Below are 17,917 nucleotides of genomic sequence, written 5' to 3' on the forward strand. Positions count from 1 at the left end.
TTACCTCATTTTTTATCTAATATTGTTAATAATATATTAATTTTATTTTATCATATGAAATAAAACCGTGCAATTGATTTTCAGTATCATAGTATTTAGGCATTTACTCAAGTTTTAAGAAAAAAATAAGCAATAAAGGGGCTGTTGCAGAATGAATAAATCGTCCCGATATCATCATAGGGTCTCAATGAGCCGACGGGCTTCTTTCTCGTGAAGTTTCGCCTCCGTGAGCCGGCGGGATAAATGTGGCCTGCCGGCCCAAAGAGGCAAACTTTGAGAGAGAACCCTATGATAATGGGACGATAGTTATTCATAATTTTGCAACAGCCCCTAAAAATTTTATAAATTATTTAATTTTAATGCTTATTTTTGTAAGACGCTATCGTCCGGTCTATCTGCTACTGGGATATTTGTATTATCTGCTGGTGATTTAAAGATTGATGCTACTGAGAAGTCCTTTACAGCCTTAGATGATTTTCTAATATCAACAACTGTTCCTGGTCCACCAACGCAGCCGCCAGTACAAGCCATTCCTTCGATTAGCTTACCGTTCATCTTGCCAAGTTTTGCCATCCTAGCAAGGGTTACACAATCGTGGAGACCTTCTGCCTTTTCGATATTAACTAGAGCATCTGGGTCAATTTCGTGGATTCTCTTTTCAACAGCTTGGGCAACACCACCGCTTACAGCATAGTACCTACCTGTTTGAGAAGCATCCATGATATCTTCTTCTACTTCTATTTCAGCTGGCTCTATACCCTTTGCAAGAAGCATACCCAAAAGCTCTTCGTAGGTAATTACAAAGTCAATAACTTCTGCAACTTCTGGTTCAAGGGCTTCAAGTTTTTTAGAAATACATGGGCCTATGAAAACAACTTCGCAATTTGGATCACGTTTTTTCATTTGCTTGCCTGAGTAAATCATAGGTGTAGATGACTCAGAAATCTTGTCGTTGATTTCTGGGAAATTCTTTCTAACCATTGATTTCCATGAGAAGCAGCAAGATGTACCCATGAATGGTATTTTACCTGTTGGAACTGATTCTAAGAATTCATGTGCTTCGTTCATTGTTGTAAGGTCAGCACCTAGACCTACTTCTATCATATCATCAAAGCCGAGCATTTTGACAGCTTCTCTAATCTGTTTTGGACTTACATTTGCACCAAATTGGCCTACAAAGGATGGAGCGACTATAGCATAAACCTTCCTGTCTGATTGGAGAGACTTAATTAATTGGTAAATTTCTCCCTTATCTGAAATAGCGCCAAATGGGCATGAAATAATACACTTACCACAAGCTACACACTTATCATCGTCAATTTTTGCACGACCTAGGTCATCTGATTTTATTGCCTTCACACCACAGCTTTCCGCACATGGTCTTTTTTGGTGATTTATAGCATTGTATGGGCAAGCTTCTACACACTTTCCGCATTTGATACATTTTTCTTGATCAATTATGGCACCCTTAGCTGTGTATTCTACTGCGTTTTTAGGACAAACATTTACACAAGGATGTCCTATACAAGCGTGACATTGGTCTGTAACTGTAACCTTGTTTTCTGGACAAGCTTCGCAGGCAATCTTAATAACTTGAACTAATGGTGGATGATAGATTCTCCTATCAACGTCCATATCAGCAAGACCTTCTGTGATGGCTTCGGTTTTGTCAGCTGTTCTTGCATCAAGACCTATACACATCCTAAGTCTTTCGCCCATTACAGCTCTTTCCCTGAAGATATTTTCCCTGTAGGATGCTTCTTCTCCAGGGAGGATATTATATACTTCTAGGCCTATATCTGTCAGTGGCCTATTCTCATAGGCAATCTTCGCAATTGCCTCAAAGGCCATCCTTCTTATGTTTAAAATATCTATGTACGATTCTTTCATTTAATACCTCAACTAACTTAATCTTTTCTTATTTATTTCTTTGCCCTTCTCTTATCCCTATCAACTTTGATAGTTGCATACATTTTTTCCATAAGAACTTCTGGTTTAGCTTTGGTTATGTACTCGTCATCTATTTTTAAAATAGGTGATAATCTTTTTGAATTTTCTACTTCATCCATTATGTTCTTATAAACTATTTCGATTTCTGGCGCGTCGCCAAGACCATCTACTTCATAAGCAATTTCAACATCTTTCTTTACAAGCTCAGCGGAATCGTGTAAGTATTCATTACCGTGGGCTGTACATCTTGCACATGAACATATAGTTACCTTCATCTCAGTCTCCTTTTTATATTCTCAATATGATTGTATCAAATATAACGAAATGTTTCAATATGAATTATATATAATCATCAATTGGTACTTCTATTATAAAAGTAGAACCCTCTCCTAACTTACTTTCGATGTCCAATTTAAAGTCAAGGGTATCGGCTATGTGTTTTGCAATAGAAAGGCCAAGACCAGTTGATTTTACCTTCCTGTCCCTTGATTTATCAACAACAAAAAATCTCTCAAAGACTCTTTTTATATCAGCACTTGCAATTCCTATGCCAGTATCTTTTATAAAAATCCTAAGCGACCTATCTATAAGAATCGAAGAAATTTCGATAGATCCGCCTTCCTTGTTGTATTTTATGGCATTTTCATAAATATTTGATAAAAGGTCCACAAAAAGAGATTTGACTGTGTGAACTCTGAAAGAAGCTAAATTATTTTCGACTTTTATATTTTTCTTATCTGAATTTTGCCTAAACTTATCGATAATAATATCCATCTCTTCCTTAATATCAAGATAAGATTTGGCTATATCAAGTCCTTTTTCATCAAGTTTTGATAATCTTAGGATGTCGTCAATTATTTCAAGGAGCCTATTTCCCTCATCAAAAATTATCTTGGCGAATTTTTTAACATCCGCTTCCTTGGCAATGCCAGTGGCAATGAGCTCTGCATAGCCATTTATAGATGTGAGTGGACTTTTTAGTTCGTGGGTTACATTGGCAGAAAATTCCCTTCTCATAAGCTCTGCCTTCCTAGTTTCAGAATAATCAATGATAATTACCACAAAACCCATATTACCATCGTCATAAATTGGGTCGATAAAAATCTTTAGGTGGTAGGAATTTACATCAAGAGCCAGGCTTTTTGACCTTGATAAAATCCTAGCTTCCCTAAGGGCGAGCCTATATTCCTTATCGTCAATAAGCTTATCAAGCCTAACCTTCTCGTCTTTATTTAGAAAAACCTTGGCAGAATCATTCATGAGTTCTACCCCGCCCTTTGGATCAAAAACTATAAAGCCTTCTTCCATATTGGAAGTGATATTTTTTAGCTCTTTGATTTGCCTTTTGAGGATAGAAATATTTTTCTCAAGTTTGATATTTTTGTTAAGGAGCTTGCCGTAAATCTTGCCTACATCTTCAAAATCTTCGCCAATGTGGTCAAAGTCGTAGTATTTATCAAATTTTGAAATCTCTTTGGCATAGGTATCTAATCTTTTGTCGATATAAAGGTGAGAAGATACCAACAAAACCATTACAAACGCCCAAAATAAAAGGCAAAGTTTATATTCACTTGTATAAAAACCAACAACCACAGCAAGACTTGTCGCTATGGTTGTTGTAATAATCAATGATTTTTTAGTTAGCTTTTTCATATCTCTCCAAATTTATAACCTAGGTTTCTTACTGTTGAAATGTAAGAACCAGCTTCTTTAAGCTTTGATCTTAGGCTTGCTATGTGAACGTCAACTGTCCTGGTTTCGCCCTGGTAGTCATAACCCCAGATTTTTAGGAGGAAATCTTCCCTGGTTATGACATTGCCAAGGTTAGCCATAAATAAGTTTAGCATTTCAAATTCTTTGTAAGTAAGGTCGATTTTTTCTCCATCAACCTTGACTGTTCGTTTTTTGGTATTAATACTTAGGTTTTTGTAGGTAAGATGATCGGCATCAACCTTGCTTACTCGGCGCAAGATAGCCTTGACCCTTGATAAGAGTTCAAGGATAGAAAATGGTTTAGTTATATAATCATCAGCCCCACTTTCAAGGCCCAAAACCTTGTCAAATTCATCAGTTTTTGCTGTAAGAATTATAACAGGAATATCAGAAAATTCCCTAAGGTCTTTTAGGATTGTAACTCCGTCTTTGCCTGGAAGCATGAGGTCTAAGAGTAAAAGTTCGCAGGGATTTTCCCTAATTTCCTTTACTATTGACCTACCATCCTCAAAAGTCTTTACTTGATAGCCTTTTTCTGTGAGTGCATAGGATACTAAATTTCTAATTGACCTATCATCTTCAACTACATAAATCATTATAACCTCGTTGCTAAGTCTGCTACCCTGGCGAGTCTGTCGCCAAGCCTTTCAAAATATTTAAAAAGTAAAATTTTATTCGATAATTCTACTGGACCTATCATATCATTTTTATTTTCATCTGCCGCAAAGTTAATGGCATCTATAAATAAGTCGTTATTTATTTGGTCTTTTTCTATTGTGGTAAGGGCTAAGTCCTTATTGTTGGTCATAAAGGCCTCTATACCATCTTCTAGCATATTTTTTTCATTTTCGATAAATTTTTTAAGAAAAACTATTTCTTTTTCAGAAAGACCATAGGATTTTAAAATCTCTGCTACGGAATTTAAGTGGCTTGCTATTCTCTTGAAAGTTGAGGCAAGTTTTATTTCCATTTGCAATAATCTTAAGTCTTTGGCTACTGGTTGTTGGAGGGCCAAAAGCTCAAAGCAAAACCTCTCTATTCCTGCTGCTCCCCTTCTTATATCGTCATAGAGTTCTATGACATGGTCCAAATTTTCATCGTTTTTATTATCAAGATATAGGTCAATCCTGTCATAGGAAATAAGGATTAATTGGCTTACTTCCTTACTCATATCCTTGATTGATCCCAAATCACTATTAAACCTAGTTCTCATTATCCAAACCTTCCTGTAATGTAATCTTCAGTCCTCTTATCAGCTGGATCTTCAAAAATCTTTTTGGTTTGATCCATCTCTATTACCTCTCCTGTAAGGAAGAAGGCTGTTTCGTCTGAAATCCTCGCTGCCTGTTGCATATTGTGGGTTACAATTACAATGGTGTATTTTTCCTTTAATTGATCCATCAAATCCTCTATGGCAGATGTAGATATAGGGTCAAGGGCACTTGTAGGCTCGTCCATTAGGATTATTTCAGGGTTTACTGAAAGGGTTCTCGCTATACAAATCCTTTGTTGCTGGCCACCGGAAAATGACAAGGCGTTTTGGTCGAGTTTGTCCTTGACTTCATCCCAAATTGCAGCAGCCTTTAGAGAATTTTCTACAATCCCATCTAGGGTGTCCTTATCCCTGATACCGGAAAGCTTTGGCCCATAGGTTATATTGTCATAAACTGACTTAGAGAAAGGGTTTGGTGCTTGAAAGACCATGCCGACATTCCTACGTAGACTTACGACATCCACGTCTTTTTTATAAATGTCAGCTCCTTCTATTTCTATTAAACCTTCTATTTTACACGAATCAACAAGGTCATTCATCCTATTAAAACACTTAAGAGTTGTAGATTTACCACAACCTGAAGGTCCTATGAAGGCAGTAACCTTGCCCTTTTTGATATCCATATTTATTTTCTTAAGGGCCTTGAAATCTCCATACCATAGGTCTAAGTCTTTGACAAGAATGGCAGTACCCTTATCTTCTACATTTCTTTGGGCAATTATTGATTTATTTTTCTTATTTATTTGCTGGGCCTTTTTGAAGATGTCGTCTCCTAAATGTCCCTTATCTTTTATATTATCCATTATTTCTCCTAAGCTTTTACAATTTTTTTACTAATCTTTGCTGACACAAAATTTATCAAAACAACAAAGACTAGGAGGAGGACTGCTGTAGCGTAGGCTTCATTAACGTGGAAACCTTCTGACGAAAGGACGTACATGTGAACTGCCATTGTCCTTGCAGACTTAAATAAGCCTTTTGGTATATCAGTGTTTGACCCCATGGTGAAAATTAGGGCGGCTGATTCGCCAACAATCCTGCCTGTTGATAAGAATATTCCTCCAAGAATCCCGTCCATGGCATCAGGGATTATGACCTTAAAAATCGTTTGAATCTTTGTGGCACCAAGGGCAAGGGAGGCGTGGGCTTGTAGAGGGTTAACTGTCAAAATCGCCTCCTCAGTTGTCCTTATTATGGTTGGAAGGACCATGATTGCCACTGTCAAACATCCTGCTAGGAGGGAATACTTCATACCAAGGCCATAGCCTGTCCCTGATACAAAAAACAAGTAACCAAATAGACCGTAAACAATAGAGGGAATTGATGATAGGATTTCAGTTGAAAACCTAACGGACTTTATAAGAAACTTATTTTTCGCATAGTTAGAAAGATAAATTGCAGTAAAAATTCCTACAGGAAGGGCAATTATCAAGGTTAAAACTATGGTTATCAAGGTTGTTATAAGAGCAGGCATGAGGGAAACATTTTCTGTAGTATATTTCATTTCAAATAAGGATGGGCTAATATTTGGTATGCCCTTGATTAAAATATAGGCGATAATAATCCCCGCCATAGCATAGCCAAGGAGGGTTAGAACCATTATTAGCCCCTTATAAAATTTACTCATAAAAATCTCCTATAATCTTTCTTCGGTTTTAGATCTTATAATATTAAATCCAATATTTATTATTAGGATAAAGACAAATAAAACCATGCCTGTAGCAATTAGGGCTTGTCTATGGGTACCTGATGCATATCCCATTTCTAGGACGATATTAGTAGTTAGGGTCCTTGCACCTTTTAAAATTGAAGATGGCATGACTGGTTGGTTACCTATTACAAGATAAACTGCCATGGTCTCGCCTATGGCCCTACCTATGGCAAGGATTATTGATGAAAATATACCAGATCTGGCATAAGGCACTAGGATTTTCCTGATAGTTTCTTCCTTTGTTGCCCCAAGGGCGAGAGACCCTGTCATGAAGGTCTTAGGGACTTGCCTTAAGGAGTTTTCAGAAATATTTACCATGGTTGGCAAAATCATAAAGGCTAGGAGGATTGAAGCTGTTAGCATATTCATACCTGATTTTACATGAAAAATATCTTTTACTAGGGGCACAAGGACCATCATTGCAAAAAAGCCATATACAACTGATGGAATTGCTGCCATAAGGTTCATCAGAGCTTTAAGGCCTTTGTAGGATTTTTTTGCATAGTAGGCCATAAATATTGAAATTGCAAGGCCAAATGGAAGTGCTATTAATGTTGATAAGCTGGTTACTATTAAAGATCCTATGATCATTGGATATATTCCAAATCTCGGATTGCCTGCAGTTGGTTTCCAAACCTTGCCGGTTACGAATTTTAAAAGTCCGTATTCATTTACAAACTTTACACCTTCAGAAAATATGAAGAAGATTATAAGTAGTATCAGAAATACGGACATTACTGCAGACAAGAGAAAAATTATTTCGCCAACTTTTTCTCTTATCTTTCCCATTTTACTTTCCTAGTTCGCTTGTACTTTTTAGCTCGCCCTTAAAGATTTGTTTAAGTTGGTCCATTGTTAGGTCTTCTACCTTGCTTGCTGGATTTACAACTACTGCGATACCGTCAGTTGCTATTACTTCTACAGCAAGTTTGTCTTTTTCTTCATCTTTTAATTCTCTTGAGGCCATAGCTATATCTGCTGCTCCGTCGATTACTGCTTCTATACCAGCAGAAGAACCTGTTGATTGGATTTCAATCTTGGCATCTGGGTTAAGTTCCTGGTATTTTTCTGCCATTTTTTGCATAAGTGGGGTTACAGATGTAGAACCAGCTACTGTGAGGGTACCAGAAAGTTTAGCTGGTTCATATTTCTCTGTATCCTTTAGTGGAACATAGCCTTCTTCTAAGGTGAGGACTTGGGCTTCTTCTGATAAGCAGAATTTTAAAAAGTCTTTGGCTAGGTCATTTATTTCAGCTTCTTTGAAAGCTAGGTTAAATGGGCGAGAAATTTTGTAAGCGCCATTTACTATATTTTCTTCGGTGGCTTCCACGCCTTCGATTTTTACTGCTTTTACAGTATCATTTAGGGATCCTAGGGAAATATAGCCTATAGCTTCAGCATCTTGGCTTACTGTTTGCATAACAGCGTTGGTTGAGTTTTGTACGATGGCTTCTTGGGTTGTCATATCTTCCTTAGAGCCATCAACTTCTTCTTCAAGTCCAACAAGTTCTATAAAAGCACCTCTTGTACCTGAACCTTCTTCTCTAGATACAACTGTGAAATCATAATCTTCTTGATTTGCTGTTTCAGTTGATGCCTCTTTTTCTGCTGGTGCTTCTGCTGTTTCAGTTGTTTCTGTTTCAGCTGGTTTTTCTTCAGCCTTTTGATCTTTGCCACATCCAGAAAGGATAAGTCCAAGTGAAAGTGTTGCTGCTAGTATCTTCTTATTTGTAATTTTCATTTTAATCTCCTTAAGTTTTTTAACTTAAGTCTATAATACTATGTCATTATTCGAGAGTTTTTAAATCTTTGTAAAACTTATGTAAAATAAAGCATAAAAAAAGACGAGGATTTCCTCGCCTAAAAATTATTATTTTTCTTAATCAGCTATTACTTCATCAAGGACTGTTTCTTGTCTCTTATCGGCATCTGTTTCTGGAATCATTACATTCATCAAAATTGATGTGAGGGCAGCAAGGACTACTGGCGATACACCGATTGCGTTTTTAAGAGCTTCTGGCATAAAAGTTATGCCTGCAGATTCAGCAGTTGTAACTATAGTTGTAAAACCAAAACCAATAGCAATGGCGATTCCTACTATAGAAGTATTTCTCACTGTGAGTGGCTGTTCAGTTATCATCCTAATTCCGTTCATAGTGATCGCTGCAAATACTGAAAGGGTTGCACCACCTACTACAGGTGCTGGGATGGTTGTTAGTAATGAAGATATTTTTGGCATAAAGCCTGCCACTAGAATAATCAAACCTGCTTGGAAAAACACTCTCCTATTAATAACCTTATTTACTGATACGATGCCAACGTTTTGTGAGAATGTAGCTGTTGGAAGACATCCTATAAAGGCACCTATAACATTTGCCACACCAAAACCTACAATTCCTCCCCTGAGCTCATCGTCTGTAGGGTTTCTATCCATACCACCGATGGTGGTTGATGACATATCGCCAATTCCTTCTATACATGTAACCATAAAGATGATTACAAAGGAAATTATGGCTGATGGTTCAAATTTTATGCCAAAGTGAAGTGGAGCTGCTACTGATAACCAACCTGCTTCCCTAACTGGTGATAGGTCTACCATATCAAAGAAAAATGCTATGATATAGCCAACAACCATGGCAAATAATACTGAAGCAAGTTTGGTAATGCCCTTGCCAAAATGGTTAAGACCAACATTTACAAGAAGGGTGATTATACCTACAAGCCAATATTGCCATGCTCCCCAACCTGGGGCCATAACTGATCCTGCTCCACCCATATTTGTAATAGCAACTGGATATAGGGTAAGGCCTATAGCCAAAACTACAGTTCCTGATACAAGTGGTGGGAAAAATGGTGTTATGTATTTAAGGGCAAGGCCAAATACTATAGAAACAATAGCTCCTATTAATTGACTTCCTAAAACTACGGCCACAATTCCAGCAGGACCTGCTGATTCAAATTGACCACAAAGGGCAATCATGGTTGGCACATATGGGAAGGCTACACCATAAATCATAGGTAATTTACTACCCAAAATTCCAATTGGGTAAAGCATCAAAAATGAAGTAAGGGCTGAGCCTATAAGGGCCATCTGGACAAGGATAATGCTATCAGCGTGGCTAAGGCCTGCTGCATCAGCAAAGATCAAAGCTGGAGCTACACAACCGGCAATCATAGCGATTACGTGTTGAAGTGCAAGTGGGAAGGCTTCTTTGAAAGAAACTTTGCCTTCAAATTGAAACAATTCTTTAAATTTACTTTCCATTATCTCTCCTATTTTTTATTTTGGACAAAGAAAAAGCCACCAATAGGTGACAAGCTTATTCATTTATCCTAGTTCTTTTTGAAATGGCTAGTATAAGTATGTATAAATCCAAAATTTATTTCTACCATTTCTAGATAAGTTATACAGTTAAAATCCCTTAAGTCAAGTTATTTCTAAGCCTTATTTTTTATGGTAATTTCAAAAGAAAATTTTAGTTTTATACAATTTTTATTTTTCTATAAAAGAAGTAAAATAGAAGAATAATAGCGAAAAATAGAAGATGGAGAATTAATAATGAAATTAGTAATACCAGAAGCTTACAAGTCAAATGAGGACCTTTACAGGACTCAGGTTTTAATAAAGGAAATAAAAGATTATTTTCAAATCAACCTTGCCAACAATTTAAATTTAAAAAGGGTATCTGCACCTCTTTTTGTATCAAAAAAATCAGGTCTTAACGACAACCTAAATGGCGTGGAGAAACCTGTTTCCTTCAATCTCCCAGAGGCTGATAATGAAGAAATGGAGATTGTCCATTCCTTAGCCAAGTGGAAGAGATATGCCCTTATGGAATATAAATTCAAAGTCCATGAAGGTTTATATACAGATATGAATGCCATCAGAGCTTGCGAAGAGCCTGACAATACTCATTCATTTTATGTAGACCAATGGGATTGGGAAAAAATAATCGATAAGGACGATAGAAACGAAACCTACCTTAAACAAACTGTAGAAACAATCTACAGAACAATGAAAAGTCTTGATGAATATCTTTGCGGACTTATACCTACAAGGAGTAAACTCTTAAAAGATCAAATTAGGTTTATTACCAGTCAAGAACTCCTTGATATGTATCCAGATAAGGATGCCAAGGAAAGAGAAAGACTTGCAGTAAAAGAATTTGGTTCAATATTCTTATTACAAATTGGCGACCTCTTATCAAATGGTGAAAAACACGATGGCAGAGCTCCAGACTATGATGACTGGCTTTTAAATGGTGATATAATCGTCTACAATCCAGTCCTTGATGATGCCCTAGAGCTTTCCTCAATGGGTATCAGAGTCGATAGCTTTAGGTTAAATGAGCAATTAAAGCAATCTGGCAACCTTGATAGACTAAAATACGACTACCACAGGATGCTCCTTGACGATAAGCTCCCACAAACCATAGGTGGTGGTATAGGCCAATCAAGACTTTGTATGTTCTTTTTACAAAAAGCCCACATCGGTGAAGTCCAAGTATCCTACTGGCCAGACGACCAAAGAAGAACCCTTGCAAACAAGGGAATCCAACTCTTATAAAATAAAAAAAAAGTGAGAAAATTACCAGCTCCAATAGTTAAATAAAAATAACTTATTGGCAGTTAAAAATTTTTCTCGCTTTTTCTTTGAAAATTTTTATAAGTTTAATTTTTTTAATTATCTCTGAGGTATTCCTTGATTTCTGCTATGAAAATATCCCCATATTGGATGAGTTTTTTCTCTCCGACTCCCTTGATTCTCAGGAATTCTTCCTCGTTTTTTGGCTTATTTATAGCCATGTCCTTTAGGGATTGATCAGAAAAAATTATAAAAGGTGGGATTTTTCTTAGTTTTGAAAGATCAAGCCTAACTTTCTTAAGCCTATCAAACAGAGCTTGGTCGGCTTGGCTGGCTAAATCTTGCTCTTTATGTTTGACGGATTTTTTAACTTCGGTCTTTCTTGCATAAAACCTTACCTTGGAAAATAAAATATCCTTGGATTTTTCAGTAAGGGCAAGGACTGGATAATCAAGACCAACGACCTTAATATAGCCATCTGCAATCAAAACCCCAATCAAATCTTTTATCTCTTCGGCGGATTTATCTTTCATGATGCCATAGGTAGATATATTTTCAAGATCCTTTTCTCTGGCATTTTTATTTTTTGACCCCTTTAGGCAATCAACAACTGTACTTATCCCGTACTTTTGGTCGAGCCTAAAGATACATGATAGGATTTTTTGAGCATCGATAGTCTTATCTTCTTTTTTTATATCATCCAAACAATTGGAACAAAAATCGCAATCGCCCTCGTAGTCTTGGCCAAAATATTCAAGGATAAAGGCCCTAAGGCACTTATTTGTATTGACGTAATTTATAATTGTCTGAAGCTTTTCAAGTTGGATTTTCCTGTAGGCAAGGTTACTGCTTTGGTTTATCAGGTGCTTATTTATAATAATATCCTGGGCAGAATAAAGAAGGATACAATCGGCATCTTCTCCGTCCCTACCAGCACGGCCTGCCTCTTGGTAGTAGGATTCCATATCCTTTGGCATATTGTAATGGATAACAAAACCCACATTTGACTTATCAATCCCCATGCCAAAGGCATTTGTAGCTACAACTAGGTCTTTTTTATCAAAAATAAAATCTTCCTGGGCCTTTTTCCTCTCAGCCTCACTAAGGCCTGCGTGGTATTTGGTCACACTTAGGCCTGCGGCTGCCAAATATCTTTGGAGTTTGTCAACCCTGTTTCTAGTTGATGCATAAATAATTCCAGATTTTCCCTGGCGGTCTTCCAGATAGGCTTTTAGAAATCTAAGCTTATCCTTTGGTTTTCTTACTATAAATTTTAAGTTTGGCCTGTCAAAACCAGTCACTTTCACAAAAGGATCTTTAAGGGCCAGATTATTTATGATATCTTCCCTAACTTCTTTGGTGGCTGTGGCTGTAAAGGCTGCTATTTGAACATGAGGTCCAATAATATTATAAAGGTCAGCAATTAATTTATAAGAAGGCCTAAAATCGTGGCCCCATTGGGAAATACAATGGGCCTCATCAACTGCCACAAAAGATAGGTTAATATCCCTCAAAAAGTCCCTAAAAAACTCATTATCTAGCCTTTCTGGAGAAATATAAAGGAGTTTGATTTTTCCCATTCTAACATCATTTAGAGTATCGATATAAGTTTCAAAATCAAGGCTTGAATTAATAAAACTTGCCTCAATTCCATCTTCCCTTAGGGCATCAACCTGGTCTTTCATGAGGCTGATTAAGGGCGAGATTACAAGGGTAAGCCCATCTTTCATAAGGGCTGGAAGCTGATAACAAATCGACTTGCCCCCTCCTGTTGGCAAAACTCCCAATACATCTCTTCCCTCTAGGATTTTTTCTATAATTTCCCTTTGCCCCTTCCTAAAAGAGTCAAAACCGAAATATTTTTTTAAATTACTCGTGATTTTTTCTGTCATATTTTTCCTAAAAAAAATAATTAAGCCCTAGGACCTAATTATTTTCTTCTTCCTCTTCTGAAGATTCGTCTGATTCTTCATCTATATTTTCTGAATCCTCTTCATCTTTTGCTTTTTCTTTTTCTTTGCGCTTTTTATTTTCTTTTTCGGTCTTTTTTACATTTCTCTCTAGGGCGTTTTCTTCATCATCCTTGACTTTAGAATCATTTGTGAGGTATTCCTGATTTTCAACCTTGGCTCCCTCACCCTTATTAAAGACAATGTCACCAATTTTTGTCCTAAGATCAATGTTATTTTTGGCCTTATTGTCTGAAAGGTAACCATCTGTGATATTCCTGTAAGAAATATTTCCTAGGACAAAATTACCAACTTCAAGATAGGCGTTTATATTGTAATTATCAATAGTATCCTTGGCATCAATCAAAATATCACCTGTAGATGTGGTAAAATCAAGTCTATTGCCTAGCTTTGATTCCTTGATAATAATATCACCTGCGACTGTTGATAGCTTAGTATTTGACAATTCGCTTTTGTTTAGATTTATAGATCCTGATTCATTTCTGATAGAACCTTGGAAAAATCCATTATTAAGACTGATATTGCCGCTTTTAATCCTTAGGTCAAAGTTTTTCACCTCAAGGTCATCAATTTTGACATCGCCAGCACCTATGGTGCCCTTGATTTCTTCTATACCTCCCTCAGATGGAAGGAAAATCCTAACTATCGGAATTTTATCCTTCATGTAAAGTTCCTTGCCCTCAACCTTGTTTTTAAGCTTAAGGACTCCTTCCTCAAAGCTCACATCAAGCCTGTAGGCATTATCTTCGCCCCTAAAAAGCTCGGTGTATTCTATATATGGGTTGGTATTAGACCTTTGAATTCTAACATCTGATGAACCAAGGTCAAAGTCAATTGACTTTATCTTATTTAAGTCAACCCTCATAATACGGGACTGGTTGTAAGAGTTTTCATCAATTTGACTAGTTGTAGCTGCATTTTGGATTGAAGCATTTTTCTTTGAAGAAATCATAAAAATCACAAGGATAATTAAGACGAGTCCTACTAAGCCAAAAATCAAATTCCTCTTATTTACTCCATCAAGCCACTTAAAAGGATTTGGCTTTTCGCTTTCCTTATTAGACTTTTCCATATTTTCTATCTTGTCTTCGATTAATTCTTCATCTATTTTTATTTTTTTATCGTCCACTCTTACCACCGCCTAGTTTCTCTAAAATTATAAGTCCTGATGTCAAGGCAAATAGCCATCCTATATATAAAATAGTTTGGTCTTTCTTTATGAAAACACTAAAAACTTTTTCTAAAAGTTTAGAAGATACATCTCCTTGTATTAAATATTGTATCACAAAAAGCAAAGTAAATACATTAAGACTTGCAATTATTAGGTAAAAAATATTTCTACTTATTAAAAGATCATTGGCCCTGATGTAAAAACTAAGTCCAAAAAGAAATACAGAAATTACCCCAAAGAGGATTGTCATGTAGGATTCTTTTACAAGAAATACTGACAAAACACAAAATATTAAGATTATAAGAGCCTTTAGCTCCTTAAAAATATCTATTACAATCAATATTCAACCTCCCATAGGTAAAGCCCAACTGGACTTAAGGCTGGATTTGCCCTCACATTTGACTCTGGGTCAAAATAAGCCTTGAAATCTTCTAGAGAAATTTTCCCTCTGGCAAGTTCAATCAAGCTTCCCGTCATAATCCTCACCTGATTATGGAGAAAGGATTCTGCCTTAAAGAAAATCTCTAGCGTATTCTCTTCTCTTTTGAAATAACAATCGTCTATCCTTCTATTTGTGTTTATCTCAAGTTCCTTATCTTCCTTCATAAAAAGCCTAAAATCATGGTCACCCTTAAGGACCTGAAGCCCCTGGTTTAGCTTATCATAATCAAGCTTGTAGGTTATATTTTCCATATAGGTCCTATAAATAGGATGTGGATTTTTTTCCTGGTTGATTACATACTTATAAGTTTTTGACTTACAAGAAAACCTGGCATGAAAACCAAGGCCTACTTCTTCTGAAGATAAGGCCAAAATATCATCTGGAAGATATGGCTGGATATGGTAGGCAAAACCTTTTGGATTTACATGAGAAGCTGTGAGAAAATTTACATAAAAACTTCTCGCATGGACTCCCGCATCTGTCCTTCCGCAAGCTATAATCCTATTATCTTCGCCTGTCACCTCTTGGATAGCTTTCTTTAGCTCTTCTTCTACTGTTCTTTGGTCTATCTGGTATTGGTAACCCTTAAAGTCCCTACCGTCAAAACACAAATTTACCAATACATTTTTAATCATAGGAAGTATAAAACAATTATAATGGCACAAAAGATTGTAAAACCAATAATAGAAATCCAATCAGTCCTGTGCATGTAAATCTCGTTGAGTTTTGTTCTTTCTTCACCAATCCTGTAAAGTCTCGCTTCCATAGCAGTTGCAAGATCTCCAGACCTTTTTAAGGCATTTATAAAAAGTGGTACCAAAAGTGGGATCATAGACATTGCCCTATCAAAGATATTTCCAGATTCAAAGTCCGCTCCCCTTGCCATTTGGGCCATCTTAATCTTGTTTGCCTCATCAAAAAGGGTTGGTATAAATCTTAGGGAAATTGAAATCATCATTGCAAGTTCCCCTGCTGGAAAACCAAATCTTTTCATTGGTGAGAAAAGTTTTTCAAGACCATATGTTAATTCCATTGGGCTTGTGGTGTAGGTTAGAACTGATGTTGAAAGGATAATTAAAACCAGCCTTAGGATTGTGAAAGCAGTCCTAAATACACCTTCTTCAGTTATGGAAAATTTCCAAATTGTGAAAATTTCCTTACCTGGTGTTGTGACTAAGTTAATTACACCTGTCAAGACAATAATAAATATCAAGGGTTTTAAAGACTTTACAATAGCCTTAAAAGGAATCTTGGCTATGGCCAATAGGGCAATCAAGAGGACTATAAAAGGTATATAAGTGATAAAATCTTTTACAAAAAATATTGTAATTATATATAAAAATACCCCTATGATTTTAACTCTTGGGTCTAGCCTATGGACAAAACTATCAAAAGGAAGGTATTGACCTATGGATATATTAGTCATTTTTGCCTCCTAAATGTTTGTATAATTCATTAATAGCAACGTCCACTGTGTAGATTTTTTCATCCACATCTGGATTTTTCTTTTTGTAGGCTCTCATAAATTTAGTTATCTGTGGCACATCAAGGCCAATAGTATCAAGGTCTACTGATGTGAAAGTATCAAAGGTAGACTTATCTGAATAAACCTTGCCGCCATTCATAACTATGACCCTGTCCACATATTCTGCCACGTCTTCCATAGAGTGGCTAACAAGGACAATACTTAGCTCATCATCAGCTTCGTAGATTTTCATAAGTTCCTTAAAAATTTCCTGGCGCCCTATTGGGTCAAGGCCTGCTGTTAGTTCATCAAGGACTAAAACTTTTGGATTCATAGATAAAATCCCCGCTACAGCCACCCTTCTTTGCTGGCCACCAGAAATTTCAAATGGTGAAACATCCTTATAGGTTTCATAATCAAGGCCAACTTTTTCCATGGCCGACTTTACTCTTGCGTGAATTTCATCTTCCTTTAAGCCCATATTTTTTGGACCAAAGGCAATGTCCTTGGCAATGGTTTCTTCAAATAATTGGTTTTCTGGATATTGGAAAACAAGACCAACCTTAAATCTGGCTGCCTTTCTCTTAGATTTTTCCTTAGAATTTATACCGTCAATTATAACATCACCATTTGTTGGAATCAAAAGACCATTTAAAAGCTGAACTAGTGTTGATTTACCAGATCCCGTTTGACCTATAAGACCAATTATCTCCCTGCTATTTATTTCTAAATTTATATCTTTTAGGGCATAAACCTCGTTGGGTAGGCCCTGGTTGTAGATATAGTCAACGTTTTTTATCTCTATTTTCATAAGCTTTCTAAAAACTCCTCGACAGTCAAAGGAAGCCTGTCAAATTTTATTCCCTTTTGGCTTAGGCCGTAGGCTACTTCTGTAACTTGAGGAACTGTAAGGCCTAGTTCTTTCATTTTCTTAACTTGGGAAAAAACTTCCCTACTATTACCTTCGAGAGCCTTCTTGCCTCTGTCTAAAACTACAATTTTATCAGCAAGAACAGCCTCTTCCATGTAGTGGGTGATGTAGATTATGGTTTTGCCATAGTCCTTGTTTAAGCTTTTAATTAGCTCAATAACATCCTTCCTACCTTGTGGATCTAGCATGGCTGTCGGCTCGTCAAAAATTATATAGTCTGATAGCATGGCAATTACACCTGCTATTGACACTCTTTGTTTTTGTCCACCTGATAGGTTTGATGGGTTTCTGTGCTTAAAGTTAGACATGCCTACCTGTTCGATTGCCCTATCAACTCTTTGTCTTAACTCAGGGTGTTCTACCCTTAGGTTTTCAGGACCAAAGGCTACTTCTTCTTCAACTGTAGTTGCAACCATCTGGTTGTCAGGGTTTTGGAAAACCATGGAACATTTCTTCCTAATATCCCATTCACTTCCTTCAGTAGAAGAAGAAATATCATCTACAAGAATTTCCCCACTTGTAGGTTTGATTTGGGCATTTAAAAGCTTACCCAAAGTCGATTTTCCGGAACCATTGTGGCCTAAAACTGCCACAAAGTCCCCCTTATTTATATCTATTGATAGATTATCAAGGGCAGTCTTGCCCTGGCTACCCTCGTCTATACCAGGATAGGTATAAGTTACATTTTTTATTTTTATCATTTTTT

General features: G+C 36.6%; 18 protein-coding genes. 1 reads left to right on the forward strand and 17 read right to left on the reverse strand.

Features of this window, described 5'->3' with window-relative positions; all coding sequences use genetic code 11:
- Nucleotides 1–363: 363 nt before the first annotated feature.
- The 10 genes from K8P03_RS01415 to K8P03_RS01460 form a co-directional block, all read right to left on the reverse strand.
- Nucleotides 364–1,890, reverse strand: coding sequence for a 4Fe-4S dicluster domain-containing protein (locus K8P03_RS01415; RefSeq protein ID WP_223417774.1), 1,527 nt, complete (start codon nt 1,888–1,890; stop codon nt 364–366).
- Between the two features lie 32 nt (nt 1,891–1,922).
- A complete protein-coding gene (locus K8P03_RS01420) occupies nt 1,923–2,225 on the reverse strand; it encodes a hypothetical protein (RefSeq protein WP_223417775.1) in 303 nt (100 codons plus the stop codon).
- 64 nt (nt 2,226–2,289) lie between these two features.
- The gene (locus tag K8P03_RS01425; RefSeq protein WP_223417776.1) at nt 2,290–3,603 is read right to left on the reverse strand and encodes a sensor histidine kinase; all 1,314 of its coding nucleotides are present in this window, start codon (nt 3,601–3,603) and stop codon (nt 2,290–2,292) included.
- Complete coding sequence (locus tag K8P03_RS01430) at nt 3,600–4,259, reverse strand: response regulator transcription factor (protein WP_223417778.1); 660 nt, start codon at nt 4,257–4,259, stop codon at nt 3,600–3,602. The genes K8P03_RS01425 and K8P03_RS01430 overlap by 4 nt, the downstream gene beginning before the upstream one ends.
- A complete protein-coding gene (locus tag K8P03_RS01435; protein WP_223417779.1) occupies nt 4,259–4,876 on the reverse strand; it encodes a phosphate signaling complex PhoU family protein in 618 nt (205 codons plus the stop codon). The genes K8P03_RS01430 and K8P03_RS01435 overlap by 1 nt, the downstream gene beginning before the upstream one ends.
- Nucleotides 4,876–5,739, reverse strand: a complete 864-nt coding sequence (gene pstB / locus K8P03_RS01440; protein ID WP_223417780.1) for a phosphate ABC transporter ATP-binding protein PstB — start codon at nt 5,737–5,739, stop codon at nt 4,876–4,878. The genes K8P03_RS01435 and pstB overlap by 1 nt, the downstream gene beginning before the upstream one ends.
- 8 nt (nt 5,740–5,747) lie before the next feature.
- Nucleotides 5,748–6,563, reverse strand: a complete 816-nt coding sequence (gene pstA, locus K8P03_RS01445; protein ID WP_223417781.1) for a phosphate ABC transporter permease PstA — start codon at nt 6,561–6,563, stop codon at nt 5,748–5,750.
- Between the two features lie 9 nt (nt 6,564–6,572).
- On the reverse strand, nt 6,573–7,436 hold the full coding sequence (pstC, locus tag K8P03_RS01450; RefSeq protein ID WP_223417782.1) for a phosphate ABC transporter permease subunit PstC: 864 nt from the start codon (nt 7,434–7,436) through the stop codon (nt 6,573–6,575).
- Nucleotide 7,437: 1 nt separating this feature from the next.
- On the reverse strand, nt 7,438–8,388 hold the full coding sequence (locus K8P03_RS01455) for a substrate-binding domain-containing protein (RefSeq protein ID WP_223417783.1): 951 nt from the start codon (nt 8,386–8,388) through the stop codon (nt 7,438–7,440).
- Nucleotides 8,389–8,526: 138 nt separating this feature from the next.
- On the reverse strand, nt 8,527–9,912 hold the full coding sequence (locus K8P03_RS01460; RefSeq protein ID WP_223417785.1) for a uracil-xanthine permease family protein: 1,386 nt from the start codon (nt 9,910–9,912) through the stop codon (nt 8,527–8,529).
- Nucleotides 9,913–10,206: 294 nt separating this feature from the next.
- Here K8P03_RS01460 and asnA point away from each other — a divergent pair, with 294 nt between their 5' ends.
- Nucleotides 10,207–11,214, forward strand: coding sequence for an aspartate--ammonia ligase (gene asnA / locus K8P03_RS01465; RefSeq protein ID WP_223417787.1), 1,008 nt, complete (start codon nt 10,207–10,209; stop codon nt 11,212–11,214).
- A gap of 113 nt (nt 11,215–11,327) precedes the next feature.
- Here asnA and recQ read toward each other — a convergent pair whose 3' ends face one another.
- Genes recQ through K8P03_RS01500 form a run of 7 tightly spaced genes read right to left on the reverse strand, consistent with a single transcriptional unit; the run spans nt 11,328 to nt 17,912 of the window.
- Nucleotides 11,328–13,124 (reverse strand): DNA helicase RecQ, encoded by a 1,797-nt coding sequence (gene recQ, locus K8P03_RS01470; protein WP_223417789.1) that lies wholly within the window; start codon nt 13,122–13,124, stop codon nt 11,328–11,330.
- Between the two features lie 34 nt (nt 13,125–13,158).
- On the reverse strand, nt 13,159–14,331 hold the full coding sequence (locus K8P03_RS01475; RefSeq protein ID WP_223417790.1) for a DUF4097 family beta strand repeat-containing protein: 1,173 nt from the start codon (nt 14,329–14,331) through the stop codon (nt 13,159–13,161).
- A complete protein-coding gene (locus K8P03_RS01480; protein ID WP_223417791.1) occupies nt 14,321–14,713 on the reverse strand; it encodes a hypothetical protein in 393 nt (130 codons plus the stop codon). The genes K8P03_RS01475 and K8P03_RS01480 overlap by 11 nt, the downstream gene beginning before the upstream one ends.
- On the reverse strand, nt 14,710–15,450 hold the full coding sequence (truA, locus tag K8P03_RS01485; RefSeq protein WP_223417792.1) for a tRNA pseudouridine(38-40) synthase TruA: 741 nt from the start codon (nt 15,448–15,450) through the stop codon (nt 14,710–14,712). The genes K8P03_RS01480 and truA overlap by 4 nt, the downstream gene beginning before the upstream one ends.
- Entirely contained in the window at nt 15,447–16,241 is a 795-nt protein-coding gene (locus K8P03_RS01490) for an energy-coupling factor transporter transmembrane component T family protein (RefSeq protein ID WP_223417793.1), read from the reverse strand. Before K8P03_RS01490 ends, truA begins: the two co-directional genes overlap by 4 nt.
- Entirely contained in the window at nt 16,234–17,091 is an 858-nt protein-coding gene (locus K8P03_RS01495) for an energy-coupling factor transporter ATPase (RefSeq protein WP_223417795.1), read from the reverse strand. Before K8P03_RS01495 ends, K8P03_RS01490 begins: the two co-directional genes overlap by 8 nt.
- A complete protein-coding gene (locus K8P03_RS01500; RefSeq protein ID WP_223417797.1) occupies nt 17,088–17,912 on the reverse strand; it encodes an energy-coupling factor transporter ATPase in 825 nt (274 codons plus the stop codon). Before K8P03_RS01500 ends, K8P03_RS01495 begins: the two co-directional genes overlap by 4 nt.
- Nucleotides 17,913–17,917: the final 5 nt, after the last annotated feature.

Source organism: Anaerococcus murdochii (assembly GCF_019957155.1).
Classification (GTDB): Bacteria; Bacillota; Clostridia; order Tissierellales; family Peptoniphilaceae; genus Anaerococcus; species Anaerococcus murdochii.

What these genes read in the sequence shown, in the direction of transcription:
- pstA (WP_223417781.1), bottom strand. Translation starts at nt 6,563, where the DNA reads ATGAGTAAATTTTATAAGGGGCTAATAATGGTTCTAACCCTCCTTGGC.
- K8P03_RS01455 (WP_223417783.1), bottom strand. Translation starts at nt 8,388, where the DNA reads ATGAAAATTACAAATAAGAAGATACTAGCAGCAACACTTTCACTTGGA.
- pstC (WP_223417782.1), bottom strand. Translation starts at nt 7,436, where the DNA reads ATGGGAAAGATAAGAGAAAAAGTTGGCGAAATAATTTTTCTCTTGTCT.
- K8P03_RS01420 (WP_223417775.1), bottom strand. Translation starts at nt 2,225, where the DNA reads ATGAAGGTAACTATATGTTCATGTGCAAGATGTACAGCCCACGGTAAT.
- K8P03_RS01425 (WP_223417776.1), bottom strand. Translation starts at nt 3,603, where the DNA reads ATGAAAAAGCTAACTAAAAAATCATTGATTATTACAACAACCATAGCG.
- K8P03_RS01495 (WP_223417795.1), bottom strand. Translation starts at nt 17,091, where the DNA reads ATGAAAATAGAGATAAAAAACGTTGACTATATCTACAACCAGGGCCTA.
- K8P03_RS01415 (WP_223417774.1), bottom strand. Translation starts at nt 1,890, where the DNA reads ATGAAAGAATCGTACATAGATATTTTAAACATAAGAAGGATGGCCTTT.
- K8P03_RS01430 (WP_223417778.1), bottom strand. Translation starts at nt 4,259, where the DNA reads ATGATTTATGTAGTTGAAGATGATAGGTCAATTAGAAATTTAGTATCC.
- recQ (WP_223417789.1), bottom strand. Translation starts at nt 13,124, where the DNA reads ATGACAGAAAAAATCACGAGTAATTTAAAAAAATATTTCGGTTTTGAC.
- truA (WP_223417792.1), bottom strand. Translation starts at nt 15,450, where the DNA reads ATGATTAAAAATGTATTGGTAAATTTGTGTTTTGACGGTAGGGACTTT.
- K8P03_RS01435 (WP_223417779.1), bottom strand. Translation starts at nt 4,876, where the DNA reads ATGAGAACTAGGTTTAATAGTGATTTGGGATCAATCAAGGATATGAGT.
- asnA (WP_223417787.1), top strand. Translation starts at nt 10,207, where the DNA reads ATGAAATTAGTAATACCAGAAGCTTACAAGTCAAATGAGGACCTTTAC.
- K8P03_RS01490 (WP_223417793.1), bottom strand. Translation starts at nt 16,241, where the DNA reads ATGACTAATATATCCATAGGTCAATACCTTCCTTTTGATAGTTTTGTC.
- K8P03_RS01460 (WP_223417785.1), bottom strand. Translation starts at nt 9,912, where the DNA reads ATGGAAAGTAAATTTAAAGAATTGTTTCAATTTGAAGGCAAAGTTTCT.
- K8P03_RS01500 (WP_223417797.1), bottom strand. Translation starts at nt 17,912, where the DNA reads ATGATAAAAATAAAAAATGTAACTTATACCTATCCTGGTATAGACGAG.
- pstB (WP_223417780.1), bottom strand. Translation starts at nt 5,739, where the DNA reads ATGGATAATATAAAAGATAAGGGACATTTAGGAGACGACATCTTCAAA.